The organism is Streptomyces sp. NPDC090045, from assembly GCF_044747975.1.
In the GTDB taxonomy this organism is placed as follows: domain Bacteria; phylum Actinomycetota; class Actinomycetes; order Streptomycetales; family Streptomycetaceae; genus Streptomyces.
Map to the genome: position 1 here is coordinate 398,395 of NZ_JBIVFA010000004.1, position 15,569 is coordinate 413,963.

General features: G+C 73.0%; 14 protein-coding genes. 9 read left to right on the forward strand and 5 right to left on the reverse strand.

Features of this window, described 5'->3' with window-relative positions:
* Positions 1–74 precede the first annotated feature (74 nt).
* The 4 genes from ACIPYQ_RS14060 (at position 75) to ACIPYQ_RS14075 (ending at position 4,450) form a co-directional block, all read left to right on the forward strand.
* Positions 75–1,016: an aldo/keto reductase family oxidoreductase gene (locus ACIPYQ_RS14060; protein WP_401250202.1), complete on the forward strand. Its 942-nt coding sequence runs from the start codon at positions 75–77 to the stop codon at positions 1,014–1,016.
* Positions 1,017–1,113: 97 nt separating this feature from the next.
* Positions 1,114–2,634, forward strand: a complete 1,521-nt coding sequence (locus ACIPYQ_RS14065) for an alpha/beta hydrolase (RefSeq protein ID WP_401250204.1) — start codon at positions 1,114–1,116, stop codon at positions 2,632–2,634.
* Between the two features lie 138 nt (positions 2,635–2,772).
* Positions 2,773–3,582 carry an MBL fold metallo-hydrolase gene (locus tag ACIPYQ_RS14070; protein WP_401250207.1) on the forward strand — a complete coding sequence of 270 codons (810 nt, stop codon included), beginning with the start codon at positions 2,773–2,775 and terminating at the stop codon, positions 3,580–3,582.
* A 145-nt stretch (positions 3,583–3,727) separates the two neighbouring features.
* Positions 3,728–4,450, forward strand: a complete 723-nt coding sequence (locus ACIPYQ_RS14075; protein WP_401250210.1) for a transcriptional regulator — start codon at positions 3,728–3,730, stop codon at positions 4,448–4,450.
* On the opposite strand, the gene ACIPYQ_RS14080 is transcribed toward ACIPYQ_RS14075, so the two are convergent.
* A complete protein-coding gene (locus tag ACIPYQ_RS14080) occupies positions 4,338–4,949 on the reverse strand; it encodes a solute carrier family 23 protein (protein WP_401250854.1) in 612 nt (203 codons plus the stop codon). The two genes, ACIPYQ_RS14075 and ACIPYQ_RS14080, sit on opposite strands and share 113 nt — an antisense overlap.
* Positions 4,946–5,800, reverse strand: a complete 855-nt coding sequence (locus ACIPYQ_RS14085) for an endonuclease/exonuclease/phosphatase family protein (RefSeq protein ID WP_401250212.1) — start codon at positions 5,798–5,800, stop codon at positions 4,946–4,948. Before ACIPYQ_RS14085 ends, ACIPYQ_RS14080 begins: the two co-directional genes overlap by 4 nt.
* A gap of 93 nt (positions 5,801–5,893) precedes the next feature.
* On the opposite strand from ACIPYQ_RS14085, the gene ACIPYQ_RS14090 reads away from it, so the two are divergent.
* Both ACIPYQ_RS14090 and ACIPYQ_RS14095 read left to right on the forward strand, forming a co-directional pair.
* Positions 5,894–7,720: a glycoside hydrolase family 3 protein gene (locus tag ACIPYQ_RS14090; protein WP_401250215.1), complete on the forward strand. Its 1,827-nt coding sequence runs from the start codon at positions 5,894–5,896 to the stop codon at positions 7,718–7,720.
* A gap of 47 nt (positions 7,721–7,767) precedes the next feature.
* On the forward strand, positions 7,768–7,941 hold the full coding sequence (locus tag ACIPYQ_RS14095; protein WP_401250218.1) for a hypothetical protein: 174 nt from the start codon (positions 7,768–7,770) through the stop codon (positions 7,939–7,941).
* Positions 7,942–7,954: 13 nt separating this feature from the next.
* Here ACIPYQ_RS14095 and ACIPYQ_RS14100 read toward each other — a convergent pair whose 3' ends face one another.
* A complete protein-coding gene (locus tag ACIPYQ_RS14100; protein WP_401250221.1) occupies positions 7,955–9,247 on the reverse strand; it encodes an MFS transporter in 1,293 nt (430 codons plus the stop codon).
* Between the two features lie 192 nt (positions 9,248–9,439).
* Between ACIPYQ_RS14100 and ACIPYQ_RS14105 the strand changes: the two genes are divergently transcribed.
* The gene (locus tag ACIPYQ_RS14105; RefSeq protein WP_401250223.1) at positions 9,440–10,501 is read left to right on the forward strand and encodes an AI-2E family transporter; all 1,062 of its coding nucleotides are present in this window, start codon (positions 9,440–9,442) and stop codon (positions 10,499–10,501) included.
* Positions 10,491–12,512, forward strand: coding sequence for a prolyl oligopeptidase family protein (locus ACIPYQ_RS14110; protein WP_401250226.1), 2,022 nt, complete (start codon positions 10,491–10,493; stop codon positions 12,510–12,512). The genes ACIPYQ_RS14105 and ACIPYQ_RS14110 overlap by 11 nt, the downstream gene beginning before the upstream one ends.
* Positions 12,513–12,644: 132 nt before the next feature.
* Here the strand turns inward: ACIPYQ_RS14110 and ACIPYQ_RS14115 are convergent, their stop codons facing one another.
* The gene (locus tag ACIPYQ_RS14115) at positions 12,645–14,297 is read right to left on the reverse strand and encodes a PKD domain-containing protein (RefSeq protein WP_401250228.1); all 1,653 of its coding nucleotides are present in this window, start codon (positions 14,295–14,297) and stop codon (positions 12,645–12,647) included.
* Between the two features lie 284 nt (positions 14,298–14,581).
* Here ACIPYQ_RS14115 and ACIPYQ_RS14120 point away from each other — a divergent pair, with 284 nt between their 5' ends.
* Positions 14,582–14,857 (forward strand): hypothetical protein, encoded by a 276-nt coding sequence (locus ACIPYQ_RS14120; protein WP_401250231.1) that lies wholly within the window; start codon positions 14,582–14,584, stop codon positions 14,855–14,857.
* On the opposite strand, the gene ACIPYQ_RS14125 is transcribed toward ACIPYQ_RS14120, so the two are convergent.
* Positions 14,814–15,509 (reverse strand): TetR/AcrR family transcriptional regulator, encoded by a 696-nt coding sequence (locus ACIPYQ_RS14125; protein WP_401250234.1) that lies wholly within the window; start codon positions 15,507–15,509, stop codon positions 14,814–14,816. The genes ACIPYQ_RS14120 and ACIPYQ_RS14125 overlap by 44 nt on opposite strands.
* Positions 15,510–15,569 lie beyond the last annotated feature (60 nt).

Here is a 15,569-nt window from a genome sequence, read left to right on the forward strand (position 1 = left end):
ACGGCCGATCGGGCGGCGCGAAGCCCACGTCGGGCACCCCCTAGGGTGGCCTGGTGACGAACGAGGCTGTGGACATGAGTGGCGAAGAGCGGGTGCTGTACGGGTGCATGGGTCTCGGCGGGAGCTGGGAGCCCGGTGCGTACGGGCCCGGCGACATCGATGCCGCCGAGGCGGCCGTCTCCGCCGCCCTGGAGAGCGGGATCACCACCTTCGACCACGCCGACATCTACCGGCACGGGAAGGCCGAGGCCGTCTTCGGCGAGGTGCTCGCCCGCACGCCGGGGCTGCGCGACCGGATCACGCTCCAGACCAAGTGCGGGATCCGGCTCGGCGACGCGGACCGCCCGGGGATCTACGACCTCCGCGGGGAGAGCATCACGCGGCGGGTGGAGGAGAGCCTGACCCGGCTGCGCACCGACGTGATCGACGTCCTCCTGCTGCACCGTCCCGATCCGCTGGCGGACGTGGACTCCATCGCGTCGGCGCTGACGTCCCTGCACCGGCAGGGACTCGTACGGCGCTTCGGCGTGTCCAACATGGGCGCCGCGCAGATCGCCCACCTCCAGGCGCGCCTCGACGTCCCGCTGGTGGCCAACCAGCTGGAGATGAGCCTGCACAGCCGTGACTGGGTCGAGGCCGGCGTGCTGCTCAACACGCCGGAGTCCGCGGCCAACGGCTTCCCGTTCGGCACGCTGGAACACTGCCGCGACCACGGCATCCGCCTCCAGGCGTGGGGTGCGCTGGCGCAGGGCCGGTTCACCGGCCGCGAGCGGACGCCGGCCGAGCGGGCCACCGCGGAGCTGCTGGCCGAGCTGGCCCGGCGCAAGGACACGACGCCCGAGGCGGTCCTGCTGTGGTGGCTGATCCGGCACCCCGCGGGGATCGCGCCCGTCATCGGCTCAGCCCGCCCCGACCGGATCCGTGCCTGCCGCGACGCGGCCGTACGGGAGCCCGACCTCACGCACGAGGAGTGGTACGAGCTCTGGATCACGGCCCGCGGAGTCCCGCTGCCCTGATCCGGCAACCCGGCCGGTCGGCACGGGGGTTAGCCCCACCGGGAGTCGACCGGTCTGCTGGATGGGACCGCCGGGAGAGATCAACAAGGCTTGCGCCATGACGACTTACCCGAAGAAGGCCCTGCTCCTCGCCCTCGCCGCGGCCTCCGTGGCCGCCGGTTCGACCACCGTGACCGCCGCGGCCGCCGCACCGGCGGTCGCCCGGCCCACGACGGCCGCCCCGCAGCTGCGTTGGCACACCTGCGCCGGTCCGGACGTGCCCGCCGGCCAGGAGTGCGCCGAGCTGCCCGTCCCGCTCGACTATGACGACCCCGACGGCCGGCAGCTCACCGTCGCGGTCTCCCGCATCCGCAGCGACCGCCCCGAGGCCCGGCGCGGCACGCTCGTCGTGCTCCCCGGCGGTCCGGGCGGATCCGGCGTCCAGCGCCTGAAGACGAAGGGCGACGCCCTCCGCCGGGAACTCGGCGGCGCGTACGACCTCGTCGCCTTCGATCCGCGCGGTGTGGGCGCCAGCACCACCGCGACCTGCGGCCTCGCCCCCGAGGACCGGTACCTCACCAGCCTGCGGTCCTGGCCGGGCCCGAACGGGGAGATCACCGAGAACGTCGCCCGCTCCCGGCGCATCGCCGAGGCCTGCGCCCGTAACGGCGGCCCCGAGCTGCGCAGCTTCACCACCGCCAACCAGGTCCGCGACATGGACCGCTTCCGCGAGGCGCTCGGCGAGCGCAGGCTCTCCGCCTGGGGCACCTCGTACGGGGCCTACGTGGGAGCCGTGTACGCGCAGAAGTACCCGCAGCGCACCGACCGCTGGGTCCTCGACAGCAGCGGCGACCCCGACCCGAGGCGGGTCGCCCGCGGCTGGCTGGCGAACATGTCGCAGGGCGCCGCCGACCGCTTCCCCGACTTCGCGGCCTGGGCCGCCCACCCCGACCGGGACGGGGACGGCCTGCGACTGGCCGGGCGGCCGGAGGAGGTCGAGCCGCTCGTCGTCTCGCTCGCGGCCTCGCTGGACCGTGCGCCCAGGGAATCGACCACTCCGGGCGTGCCCCTGACCGGCAACGGTCTGCGCCAGGCCCTCCAGAACGCCCTCTACAGCGACTCCGCCTTCGCGGCCTTCGCCCGGCTCGTCAAGGAGGCCGGGGACCCGGCTAAGCAGCCCGTCCTCCCGCGCGATCTCGCCCAGCCCATCCCGGACCCGGACGCCGCGCTCATGGTCGCCGTCATCTGCAACGACGTGGCGTGGCCGGACGTGCCGACGGCCTCGTACCAGCGCGCGGTCGACGCGGACCGCGCCCGCCACCCGCTGACGGCCGGCATGCCGGCGAACGTGCTGCCCTGTTCCTTCTGGAAGGACGCCCCGGCGCAGAAGCCGACCCGGATCACCGACGACGGGCCGTCCAACATCCTGATGCTGCAGAGCCGCAAGGATCCGGCGACCCCGCTCTTCGGAGCGCTGAAGATGCGGGAGGCGCTGGGCGACCGGGCCCGTCTGGTCACCGTCGAGCAGGGCGGCCACGGGCTCTACCTCGGCAACGGCAACGCGTGCGGAAACCGGGCCGTCACGGAGTTCCTCACCACCGGCAGGCGTCCGGCCCGGGACACGGACTGCGCGAACTGAGGACGGCGCCCCGGCGCGGCGACCGCCTCCCGCGCGGCCACTGCCCCCCGCACGGCGACCGCCTCCCGCGCGCGGTCGCCGCCCGGCGGCGCCACGATGGAGGGAGAGCCCGAACCGCGCAGGGGGGTGGAGACCGCCATGAGCACGCACAAGCTGGGACCCGACATCACCGTTCTCGCGGATTGCCTGGAGGTCCCGGGCATCGGCTTCCTCCCGGTCAACGCCTTCGTCCTGCACGCCGAGCAGCCGGTGGTCGTCGACACCGGCCTCGGTCTGCCCGACCGGGACTTCGTCGACACCCTCGGTTCGGTGCTCGACCCGGCCGACGTGCGGTGGATCTGGCTGACCCACCCCGACCGCGACCACACGGGCGGGCTCTTCGCCCTGCTCGAAGCCGCTCCCCGGGCGCGGGTGGTCACCACCTTCCTGGCCGCCGGGATCATGTCCACCGAGCGGCCGCTGCCCCTGGACCGGCTGTACTTCCTCAATCCCGGCCAGAGCCTGGACGTGGGCGACCGGACGCTGCACGCGTTCCGGCCGCCGCTGTTCGACAACCCGGCCACCGTGGGCTTCTACGAGGACCGTTCGCGGACCTGCTTCACCTCCGACTGCTTCGGCGGGCCGATGCCCTCCGCGGACCTCGCGTTGAGCACCGACGTCGGGGCGCTGCCGGCCGAGGACCTGAGGGCGTCCCAGCGGCTGTGGGCGAGCGTGGACAGCCCTTGGGTCCACGTGGTGGATCCGGACCGGTTCCTGTCCACCGTGGAGCCGCTGCGGGCCATGGACCCGCAGACCATCCTGTGCACGCACCTGCCGCCGGCGGTGGGTCAGACCACGCAGTTCATCGACACCCTCGCCGCGCTGCCCGGCCTCGATCCGTTCTCGGGACCGGACCAGGCCGCGCTGGAGCAGATGCTCGCCAACTTCGAACCCGGAGGGGTGGAATAGCCTTTGAATCACAGGGGGATGGACGGTTACACCCCGCTGAACATCAGCTGAACATCTGTTACTGTGCCCGCGCTTGGTGTTCATCCATCGATCCGTCCTCCCCTCGCACGCCTCGCGTCCGAGGATGCTGCGAGGTGTCGCGTCTGTGCACAGCACTCCGTTCTCCCCGACCGAGGCCAGGTCCGCACGGGCCCGCATGGGCCTGTCCCCGACCCAGGTGGCCCACTTCATGGCGACCTGCGGCACGCCCGTCCACCCCCAGCTGGTCCTGGCCTGGGAGCAGGGCTTCGAGGTCCCGACCGACCGGCAACTCTTCGCCCTGGCCGACGTCCTGTGGTGTGACGCGACGGCGCTGATGGGCATCGAACCGCGCACCCTCGCCGAGCACCGGCTGGCCAGCCGGCTCACCGTGGAGCGGCTGGCGTACCGCATAGGCATGGACCCGACCGAATACCGCGAGGCGGAAGCGGCGCAGCACTGGCGCGGCGACGCCTGGCAGACCAGGGCGCTCGTGGACGCCCTGGGCCTGTCCTTGCGCAAGCTCATCGGGATCATGGGCCGGGTGGACGAGCTGACGGAGCTCCTGAGGGCGGCCGTCACCGGGCGGTGGAGGACGCAGGTGGAAGCGGTGGCGGAGATCGTCGTGGTGGACGCGACCAGCGTGGGGGACGCGCTGCGCACGATGCACCAGGAGTTCTCGCGGTTCTCGGAGCGGTACATGGGGCACCTGGTCGCGCGCAACGACGACGCCCGGCTCAAGGAGATCGCGGCGGAGCGCGCGGCCTACCTGCGCCGACTCGTCGACCACTTCTGGGAGTTGATCGGCGAGGAGGGCGAGGCGTCGCCGTTCCCGCTGGGCGGGCGCTGACGGGTTGCGCCGGGCGGCGACGGGCCGGGGAGAGCGCCCGCCCCTCCCGGCCCCGCGGGCGCCGCCTCAGTGGGCGGGGCGGGCCCCGAACCGCCCTTCCGCCGGGTCCACTTCCCCGATGCCGTCCCGGTCGATCTCCGAAGTGGTGCGGCGCGTGAAGACGTTGAAGAGCAGGATCAGCGTGATGGCGGGGGATCGAGGCGACGAGGCTGCCCGCCTTCGGCAACAGCCCCAGCACGACCATGAACACGCCGGCCGCGACGACCACGTACCGGCTCATGACCTCGGACATGCGCACGAGCCAGCCGCCGCCCGCCCCCGTGCCTATGGCGATCATCGGCGAGACCGCGGTGAAGGTGACGCCCTGGACCAGGGGCAGCCGGGCGCCGACCTTCCGGACGCCGAGGGCCTGGATGATCGAGGCCACGCCGCAGGTCAGGAGGTCCGCGTTGACGAGGTGGACGAGCTCCTGGCGGGAGAGGCCCGCCGCCGGCGTCAGCGGCGCAGCCGCAGGTCGGCGACGACGGGGCGGTGGTCGGAGGCGAGGGTGTCGGCGACGTGCGCCCCGTGGACGCGCACTCCCGCCGAAACGGCCACGTAGTCGATCCGCTTCACCGGCTTCCGGGCGGGATAGGTCGGTCCGCCGGGATCCGCATCCGTCACATCGCGCCACAGGGGACCCAGTTCGGGCGCCGAGTGCGGTGCGTTGAAGTCCCCGAGGAGGACCTTCGGCCCGGAGGCCCGTCGCATGATCTGCCGCATCTCGGCGACCTGCGCCGTCCGCACCGAGGGGTCGGCGCGGTGGTCGAGGTGGGTGACGTACACGCGCAGCGGTGCGCCCCGTACCCGCAGCACGACCTCGCCGAAGCCGGGAGCCGGAGCCGGAGCGGGTGTGGGTGCGGCTGCCGGGTCGGTGGCGGTCTGGGTCGAGAGCCGGGTGATCCAGTGGTTCTCCGAGGCCAGCACGCGGTGCCCGGACAGGACGGCCACACCGAACTCGCGGCTGCCGAAGCGGTAGATCGGGGCGAACGACACGTGCATCGCCAGACGCCTGCCCAGCTCTTCCGCCGTGTCGAGCCACCGGCTGCGGGCGTCCCAGCGGACGTCCACCTCCTGCAGTCCGATCACATCGGCGTGCAGGGCGCGCAGGACGGCCGCCTGCCGGTCCAGGTCGAAGACCTCGTCCGAGCCGATGCCCGCGTGGATGTTGTACGAGACCACGCGCACCGGGATCTCGCCGCCGAGGTCCCGGGCCCGGGCTCCGACCGGTGGCGAGGTCAGTGTCACCAGTAGTGCCGCGGCCACAAGGGGACCCGGCAGCGCCCGGGCGCCACCCTGCGTCGGCTTCACGAGGCGACGGTAACCGACACGACGCGCTCCGTTCACGACGGTGCCTGCGCGTCGCGGCCGGATCGGGGAAAGCGGATGGCTACCGTCCGCTCCATGACGACTTCGCGCCGGGCGTTCCTGTCCGCGGCCGTGACGGGCGCGGCGCTGACGATGGCGGAGGCCACCGGCGCCGTCGCCGACCCCGCGGCCGGACCGCACGCCCTGCTCGGCGCCATGGACCTGGCCCAGAAGGTCGGCCAGCTCTTCGTCGTACGCGTCCACGGGCACCGCGCGACGGCCCCCGACGCGGCGGACCAGCGGGCCAACCGGAGCCTGCACGGCGTCGCCGACGCGGCCGAGCTGATCGCCCGCTACCACGTCGGCGGGATCGCCTACTACTTCTGGACCCGCAACATCCGCGACCCGCTCCAGGTAGCCGCCCTCTCCGCCGGCATCCAGCAAGCGGCGTTGGCGCAGCCCGTCCCCGTCCCGGTACTGATCTCCACCGACCAGGAGCACGGCGCCGTCGCCCGCATCGGACACCCGGCCGCCCTGCTGCCCGGCGCGATGGCACTCGGCGCCGCCGGAACGCCCGGTGATGCCCGGTCGGCCGCCCGGATCGCCGGCACCGAACTGGCCGCGATGGGCGTCCGGCAGAACTACGCGCCCGTCGCCGACGTCAACACCAACCCCGCCAACCCCGTGATCGGCGTGCGCTCCTTCGGTTCCGACCCGCAGGCCGTCGCCGCGCTCGTCGCCGCACAGATCCGCGGCTACCGGGACGCCGGCGTCGCGGCGACCGCCAAGCACTTCCCCGGCCACGGCGACACCGCCGAGGACAGCCACACCGGCCTGCCCGTCCTGGACCGCACCCGCGCCCAGTGGGAAGCCCTCGACGAACCCCCGTTCGCGGCGGCCGTCGCCGCCGGCGTCGGAACCGTCATGACCGCCCACATCGTCGTCCCCGCCCTCGACCCCTCCGGGGACCCGGCCACCCTGTCCCACCGCATCGTCACCGGCCTGCTCCGCGAACGCCTGGGCCACCGCGGCGTGATCGTCACCGACTCCCTCGGCATGGCCGGCGTACGAAGGAAGTACCGCGACGACGAGATCCCCGTCCGCGCGCTGCGGGCCGGCTGCGACCAGCTCCTCAACCCGCCCAGCCTGCCCCGCGCCCATGAGGCGGTCATCCGGGCCGTCCGCGCCGGCGAACTCGGCGAGGAGCGCATCGACCGGTCCGTCCTGCGCATCCTGCGGCTCAAGCAGGCGCTCGGCCTCTTCGAAACCGCCCGGGGCCTCGGCGCCGGCACCGGCGCGGTCGTCGGCGCGGTCGTCGGGAACCCGGCCCACCTGGGGGCCGCGGACCGGATCACCGAACGCACCACCACCGTGCTCACCAACCGGTCCGGCCTGCTCCCGCTCTCACCCGCCACCCGCCCGCGCCTGCTGGTCACCGGCGCCGACCCGGCCGCCCCGACGGCCGGCGCCGCCCCGCCCACCACCGTGCTCGCCGAGGCCCTCGCACGGCTCGGCTTCACCACGACCGCCGCCCCCACCGGGCTCGCCCCCACCCCCGGGGACATCGCACGTACCGCGGCCGCCGCCCGGGGCCACGACGCCGTGCTGGTGTGCACGTACAACCTCGGTGCGCGGAGTGCCCAGCGCGCCCTGGTCGACCGGCTCACCGCGACCGGCGTCCCCGTCATCGCGGTGGCCCTGCGCAACCCTTATGACGTCGTCCATCTTCCCGACGTGACGGCCGGCCTGGCCACTTACTCGTGGACCGACCCCGAACTCCGGGCCGCAGCCCGGGTTCTGGCCGGCGCGGCCGCCGCCCGAGGACGCCTCCCGGTGGCCGTTCCACCGGCCTTCCCGATCGGCCACGGCATCCAATATCCATCCGTACTTGTGGGTACTGGGGCCGAATGGCGCCGGATTTGATAGTTCTGGACAGGTCCGGTGTGAGAAAGCTGCGGGAAGGACACGGCATGTTCGATCTACTGCGCCCGGAGACCGTCGTGTGTCCCTTCTGCAAGGCCACCGCCGCCGACGGCGCGGTGCGGACCCTGCGGACCGGAGCATGTTCGCTCTCGGTGACCTGGCACGCCACCAACTGCCCGCACTTCGCGGCCGACCGGATCCTCGCCGAGAAGGAGGGCTGAGCACGGGCGGGCGTCAGGCCGCCGCGCCGCTCGGCTCCGCCTCCCGGGCCGCCCGGCGGCGCAGCGCGTCCTCGTCGGTGTCGGCGTCGTAGGAGATCAGCTTCGGCAGCAGCGCGGCCAGCACCGCCACCGAGGCCACGCAGGCCAGACCGCCGCTCCAGAAGGCCGAGCGGGTACCGGTCCATCCGGCCATCGTGCCCGCCCGGACCTGGCCCAGCTGCGGGCCCACGCTGTACGAGAGCACCTCGATGCCGGCGAGCCGGCCCCGCAGCTCCTCGGGGATCGTCTGGTTCCAGATGGTGGCGCGCCCCAGCCCGCTCAGCATGTCGCCGGCGCCCGCCACCGCGAGGCACACCAGCACGATCCAGATCCCTCCGGACGCGCCCGCCGCCGCGATCGCCAGCCCCCAGACCGTCGCCCCGGCCACCACCAGCAGCCCGTGCCGGCGTATCCGGGACACCCAGCCGCTGGTCAGCCCCAGCACCAGGGAGCCCACCGCCCCCGCCGCGTACATCAGACCCAGCGCCCACACCGCGTCCAGCTCGTCCGCGAGGAAGGGGAAGATCGCGTTCGGGAAGGCGAAGAGCATCGCCGCCAGATCGACGGCGTACGTCCCCAGGAGTACGGGCCTGCTCCACGCGTACCGCGCGCCCTCGGCGATCCCGCGCAGCGAGGGACGCTCGGCGCCCCGCACGGGCGGCGCCGGACTGAGCCGCAGACACAGCAGTACGGACACGAGGAAGCCCGCGACGGTGACGGAGTAGGCCGAGGCGTACCCGGCGTAGGCGACGACCAGACCGGCCACCGCGGGCCCGGCGATCGCGCCGAACTGGTAGCGCAGCCCGTTGAGTGCGGCCGCCGCGGTCAGCTGGTCGTGCGGCACGATCCGCGCCATCAGCGAGTCCAGGGCCGGCCGCTGGAGCCCGGCCAGGGCCGACACACCGGCCGCGACCACGTACAGCGGCCACAGCAGCGGATCCGGCAGCAGCGCGTTCACCAGGAGCACCACGGCCAGCACCCCGAGCCCCGCCTCGGTCAGCAGGATCAGCCGCCGCCGGTCGACCGCGTCGGCGAGGGCGCCCCCGTACAGCCCGAAGACCACCAGCGGAACCAGCTCCACCGCGCCCATCGCGCCGACCGCCAGCGGCGAGTCCGTCAGGTGCTTGATCTGGAGCGGCAGCGCGATCATCGCCATGAACGAGCCGAAGTACGTCACCGTCCCCTGGTAGAACAGCAGCCGGAAGTCGCGGCTGGACCGCCACGGGGCGAGATCGGGCAGTACGGCGGTCAGTCGGGAGGTGCTCACGAGATGCCATCGTCGGCGTGTGCCCCCGCCGGGGCAACGCATTTTCCCTGCGCCGGATCCCGTACCCGTCCGCCACCCGTCCCGCCCGGAGGCCTCCGTACCCCGCCGCCCGGACGTCTCCCCACCGCCTCGGACGGGGGAATCCGGGACCCGGCGCGTGGCATCGGCGGGCCGCGGTGGCACTCATGGACCATGCCGCCGGTGTCACCCTTCCTGCGTACGGCCGCGTCGTACGCCTGGCGCCTGCTGGTCGTCGGCGCCGCCGTCTACGCGGTCTTCGCCGTGCTGGGCCGCTTCCACGAGATCGCCGTGGCCCTCTTCCTCGGCCTCGTCGTCTCGGCGCTGCTGTGGTCGCCCACCCGGCGCCTCGCGCACGCCCTGCCCCGCACGCTCGCCGTCGCCGTGGCCCTCGTCGGCAGCACGCTGCTGCTGGGCGGCGTGCTGACGCTGGTCGGCGAGGCGGTGGCGGGGGAGAGCACCACCTTGGCCCGGGAGTTCCGCCAGGGGCTCGCCAGCATCGAGACATGGCTGGAGCGGCCCCCCTTCCGGCTGAACCCGCGCGCGCTCTCCGACGTCCAGGCCCGGATCGGCGAGTACCTCTCCAGCCACCGCTCCACGGTCCTCAGCCAGGCGGTCAGCGGAGCCGGGCGCCTGGTCCACGTCCTGACCGTGCTCGCCCTCGCCGTCTTCTGCTCGGTCTTCTTCCTGCACGGAGGCGACCGGCAGTGGTCGTGGTTCTGCGCGCAGCTGCCCGAGCCGGCCCGCGACCGGGTGGCGATCGCCGGACGGGCGGCCTGGCGCACCTTCACCGGCTACACCCACGGCATCCTGCTGGTCGCGGCGACGAACGCCGTCCTCGTCGGGGTGGCGCTGTACTTCCTCGGGGTCCCGCTGGCCGTTCCGCTGGCGGTGCTGGAGTTCTTCGCGGCCTTCATCCCCCTCATCGGGTCGCCGGTCGCGCTGGCGATCGCCGCCGTCGTCGCGCTGGCCGCGAAGGGGCCGCTCGTCGCGGGGATCGTGGTGGCGCTGATCGTGGTCATCGGCCAGATCGAGGGCCATCTGCTGCACCCGCTCGTGATGAGCCGGGCGGTGCGGCTGCACCCGCTGGTCGTGGCGATCTCGGTGGTCGCGGGGGCCATCGCGGCCGGAGTGGTCGGCGCGGTGGTCGCGGTCCCGCTGGTCTCGGTGGTCTGGTCGGTGCACTCGGCCCTGCGCGCGGCCCGTCTTCCTGCACAATCGCCTGATGAGCGATGAAGACCCCTACCTCTGGTTGGAAGACGTATCCGGCGAGGCCGCCCTCGACTGGGTCCGGGAGCGCAACGCCGAGACCGTGGAGGCGCTGACCGGCGCTCCCGGGTTCAAGGTGCTCGAGCAGGAGATGCGCGAGGTGCTGGACGACGACGGCCGGATCCCGTACGTCGTCCGCAGGGGCCGCCACCTGTACAACTTCTGGCAGGACGCCGACCACGTGCGCGGGCTGTGGCGGCGGACCACGCTCGAGGAGTACCGCACCGACCGGCCGGCCTGGGAGGTGGTCCTGGACCTGGACGCGCTGGCCGAGGCCGAGGACGAGAAGTGGGCCTGGGCGGGCAGCAGTGTCCTGGCCCCCGGACACCGGCACGCCCTGGTCATGCTGTCGCGGGACGGCGCCGACGCCTGCGTCGTGCGCGAGTTCGACCTGGAGACCCTGGAGTTCGTCGCGGACGGGTTCACGGTCGAGGAGGCCAAGACCCGGACCGGATGGATCGACCACGACCGGATCTGGATCGGGACCGACTTCGGCCCCGGCTCGATGTCCGCGTCCGGCTACCCGCTCCAGGTGCGCCGCTGGCGGCGCGGCACCCCCCTCGAGGACGCGGAGCCGGTCTACGAGGGCCTGCCCACGGACCTGTCCGCCAGCGGATGGCACGACGACACCCCCGGCTTCGAACGGGACTTCGTCCACCGGCAGATCGACTTCTGGAACAAGGAACTCTTCCTCCTCCCCGAGGACCCCGCCGCCCCGCCGGTGAAGATCGAGGTACCGGACGACGCGGGCGCCTCCGTCCACCGGCAGTGGCTGACCGTCGTCCCCAAGACTCCGTGGCTCGGCCATCCCGCGGGCAGCCTGCTCGCCTTCGACTTCGACGCCTTCCGGGCGGGCGAGCGGGAGGCCGAGGTGCTGTTCACCCCGGACGAGCGGACCGCGCTCGCCGGGTACAGCTGGACCCGCAGCCACCTCATCCTCAGCACCCGCGCCGACGTCTCCTCCCGGATGGAGCTCCTCACCCCGGAACCCGGCGGCTGGCGGCGCGCACCCCTGCCGGGCGTACCCCCGCTGTCCACCGCCTCGGTCACCTGCACCGACCCGGACGTGAGCGACGAGTACTTCCACCACGTGTCCGGCTTCCTCCAGCCGTCCACCCTCTACCGGGGCACGGCCGGAGGCGACGGCGAGAGCGTCAAGCAGGGCCCGGCGCTCTTCGACACCGCCGGTCTCACCGTCAGCCAGTACTTCGCGACCTCCGCGGACGGCACGCGGGTCCCGTACTTCGTCGTCGGACCCGAGGACCGCCCCGGCCCGGGCCCCACCCTGCTCTACGGGTACGGCGGCTTCGAGATCTCCATGGTCCCGCAGTACAGCGCGCTCACCGGGCGGGCCTGGCTCGCGCGGGGCGGCACCTACGTCGTCGCGGGCATCCGGGGCGGGCACGAGTACGGGCCGGACTGGCACCGGGCGGCCCTCGGCGCGAACCGGGTCCGGGCGTACGAGGACTTCGCCGCCGTCGCCCGGGACCTCACCGCCCGGGGCATCACCACCCCCGCCCAGCTGGGCATCGAGGGCGGCAGCAACGGCGGACTGCTGATGGGCGCGATGCTCACCCGGGACCCGGAACTGTTCGGCGCGGTCGTCGCCCACGTGCCGCTGCTGGACATGCTCCGCTTCCACAAGCTGCTCGCCGGCGCCAGCTGGATCGCCGAGTACGGGGATCCCGACAGCCCGGCCGACCGGCCCCACCTGGAGCGGATCTCCCCGTACCACCAGGTCCGGGAGGACGGGCCCGCGTACCCGCCGCTGCTCCTGCTCACCTCGACCCGCGACGACCGCGTCCACCCGGGCCACGCCCGCAAGATGGCCGCCCGGCTGCGCGAGGCCGGGCATCCGGTCCTCTTCCACGAGCACCTCGGCGGGGGCCATGCGGGCGCCACCGACCACCGGCAGACCGCCTTCAACGAGGCCCTCGTCCACACCTTCCTGTGGGAGCGGCTGACCCCGGCGACGTGATCCGGGGCCGGGGCCGGGTCCGGGGCCGGGCCGGAAACGACGCACGGCGCCCCGGGAGCGGGACCACTGGGGTCCGCTCCCGGGGCGCCGCGGCGGCGGTTCAGCCGGCAGGTGCTGCCGGTGGGCCGGGGGTCAGTTCTTCGCGTAGAAGGCGAAGGTGTCGACGAGCAGGTCCGTGGACTGGTAGCCCATGTTCCAGAAGTCGATCACGTTGTTGACGCCCGAGCTCGCCTGGACCAGGTTCGGGACGGTCTTGCGGTAGGTCCAGTTGAGGTTGGAGGAGTTCGGCGGCGTCGGCCAGGTCTCCCAGCCACCCTCGTAGGCGGCCCACGAGTTGGGGTCCGGGGAGACCGTCAGGAAGCCGGTGCCCTCGGGGTTGGTGACGGTGGCGTTGGTGACGAGCGCGGTGACGTTCGTGTCTCCGCCCATGACCCGGCCGTAGATGTAGGAGCGGCCATCGAGCGGGCTGCCCCACTCGCGGGTGTCGAACCAGCGGCTCGGGGTGGTGCGGATCAGCGCGCTCGGGCTCTCGGGGCTGTAGTAGCCCACGACGTCGACGATCACGTGGGTGCCGGCTCCGGCACCGTTGCGGAAGCTGATCTTGCCGTCGGGGCCGATCGGGACGATGACCGAGTTGGCGATGGTCTGGCCCTGGCCGAAGTTCAGGTTCGACGAGGTCGGCGCCGGGCCGCCCGGGTAGACGGTCAGGTGGCCTTCCATGTTCGGCTCGTGGACGGTCACGTTGAGCGCGACGGCCGTGGCCGTCGCCGGGACGCCCGCACGGCCGCGCACCGGGGTGTTGAAGGTGCCGTAGCCGGCGATCTTGCCCTGGCTCGTGCCGAGGCCCTCACGGGTGTCGACGATACGGCTCGGCTCCAGCGAGGTGTAGCCGTTGGCGGCGGACTTGGAGAAGTAGCCGGTGACGTCGGCGATGAGGTCGAGCTCGCCCGCGCCGTGGTTGTAGACGTCCACGTAGCCGTTCTGGCCGACGGACGCGATCACCAGGTTCGGGACGGTCTGCCCCGGGGTGTAGTTGACGTTCGACGTGGTCGGCACCTCGCCGCCCTCGGCGTACACGCGGACGTGCCCGTCCTTCGAGGGGTTGGTGACGGTGACGTTCAGGGCCACGGCGGTCACACCGGCCGGGATCTGCGCGGCGCCGCCGACCTTGATGCGGGCGGTACCGAAGGCGGGCACCTTCTGCGCGGGCGCACCGATGCCCGCACGGGTGTCCAGCAGACGGGTCGGGGTGTGCGGGGTGAACTCGTTGCCCGCGGTCTGCACGACGATCTGGTTGGTGCCGCGGACTCCGCTGCCGTCGGTCAGGGAGACCTTGACGGTGTAGACGCCGGCCTTGGCGTACATGTGGTTCTCGGTCAGGTTGGTGGGGCCGTTGGCGCCCACCTGGATCTGGCTGCCGTCGCCCCACTCGACGACCACGCCGAGCGCGGTGCCCGGGTCGCTGGTGACGGCGAGCTTCAGCTCCACGCCGTGCGCGCTGGTGGCCCCGGCCTCCAGGCCGACCGTCGGCTCGGCGGCGGCGCCCGCGGCCTGCTTGCCGCCCTTGGCGGCCGGGTGGACCGTCTTGGAAGCAGGGCTGGAGGTGGTTCCCTCCTTGTACGCCTTGTCCGCGATCTTGCTCAGATCGAGGTCGGGAACGGACACCCCCCGGTGGTCCGTCCCCTTGGCCCCGTCCTGGCCCGTCGCGTTGGCGACACCCGGGACGAGTCCGACACCGGCCGCGACGATTGCGGCGGTGGACAGCATGAGTCGGCGATTACGCACCGGCCCCCCCATTTTTTTGTTTTTGAACGTGATCAGGTTTGACGCCTGCTCAGAGTACATACGTGCGATGTTTCTGGCGAGGGGTTTTCCCGGGGGAGGTGATCAAGGTGGCCGGCGGCGCCGTCCGGCGGCTGGGCCGTTCGCGTTTCCTCGTGATCCGTACGGGCTGTCCGCCCGCCCGTACGGATCACTTGCGGAAGCCGGGAGCGGTCGCACATGGTCGGCTGGGCCCGGCCGGTCGTGGTCCCTGACGGCCGGTCATACCCCCCCAGAAGGAGTCTCGGATGTCTCGTCGGCATGTCCCGGCCGTCATCGGCCTGGTGGCGGGCGCGCTGGTGACGGTCCCCGTCCCGGCCGCTCACGCCGCCTCGGCGCAGGTCCGCTGTTCGGTGCCGGCGCTCGTCGCGGCGATCGACGCGGCGAACGCCTCGCCCGGACCGGACACGCTCCGGCTGGCACACCGGTGCACGTACGCGCTGACGGCGCCGGACCCCGAGAACCCCGGCAACGCCGGTCCTATGCCGTGCGGAGTTCCTCCACCCGCTTCTCGATCGCGGTGATCAGCGCCTCCACCCTGGCGAGGAAGATCTGCTCGTCCGTCACCTCGGCGAGCTGCGTGCTCAGCCGGGTGATGTTCGGGAATCCCTCCGCGTCGACCAGGCGGTACTCGCGGCTCCAGGAGGACTCGTCGGCCGCCCGGATGTCCGGGTCGAACAGCAGGTAGGCGGCGCGCTGGCCGACGTACGCGAGGAGCGAGTCGCCCACCATGCGGTAGTGGACGGCCGCCTCGGCGCCGTCGAGCCCGGCCTCCATGACGGCGCCGAGGATGAGCTCGACCACCCGGAACTCGTTGGGCCGCCGGGTGGTCCGGCTGGCCATGGTCGATCCGACCACCGGGTACTTCAGCGCCACCTCCAGTGAGCCGTCGGCGAGCGCCCGCAGCCGGCCCTTCCAGTCGAGTCCCTCGGGGATGCTGTCGAGCACCTCGCCGAGCGTGCGGTCGGCGACGGACAGCAGCAGCTCGTCCTTGTCGCGGAAGTGGCGGTAGATCGCGGTCGGGTCGGCGCCGAGCTCCTCGCCGAGGCGCCGGACGGTGAACGCGTCCTCACTCCCGCGGGCCGCGATGCGCAGGCTCGCTTCGATGATCGCGTCGGGTGTGAGCTGGCTGCCCGCGCGCTTGGACCGGGCGGGTGCGTCGGATGACTTCGGCATGGTGGGGCCAGTGTAACGATGTGGAACAGAGGCAGCGCAACACCGTTGACAACAATGTTG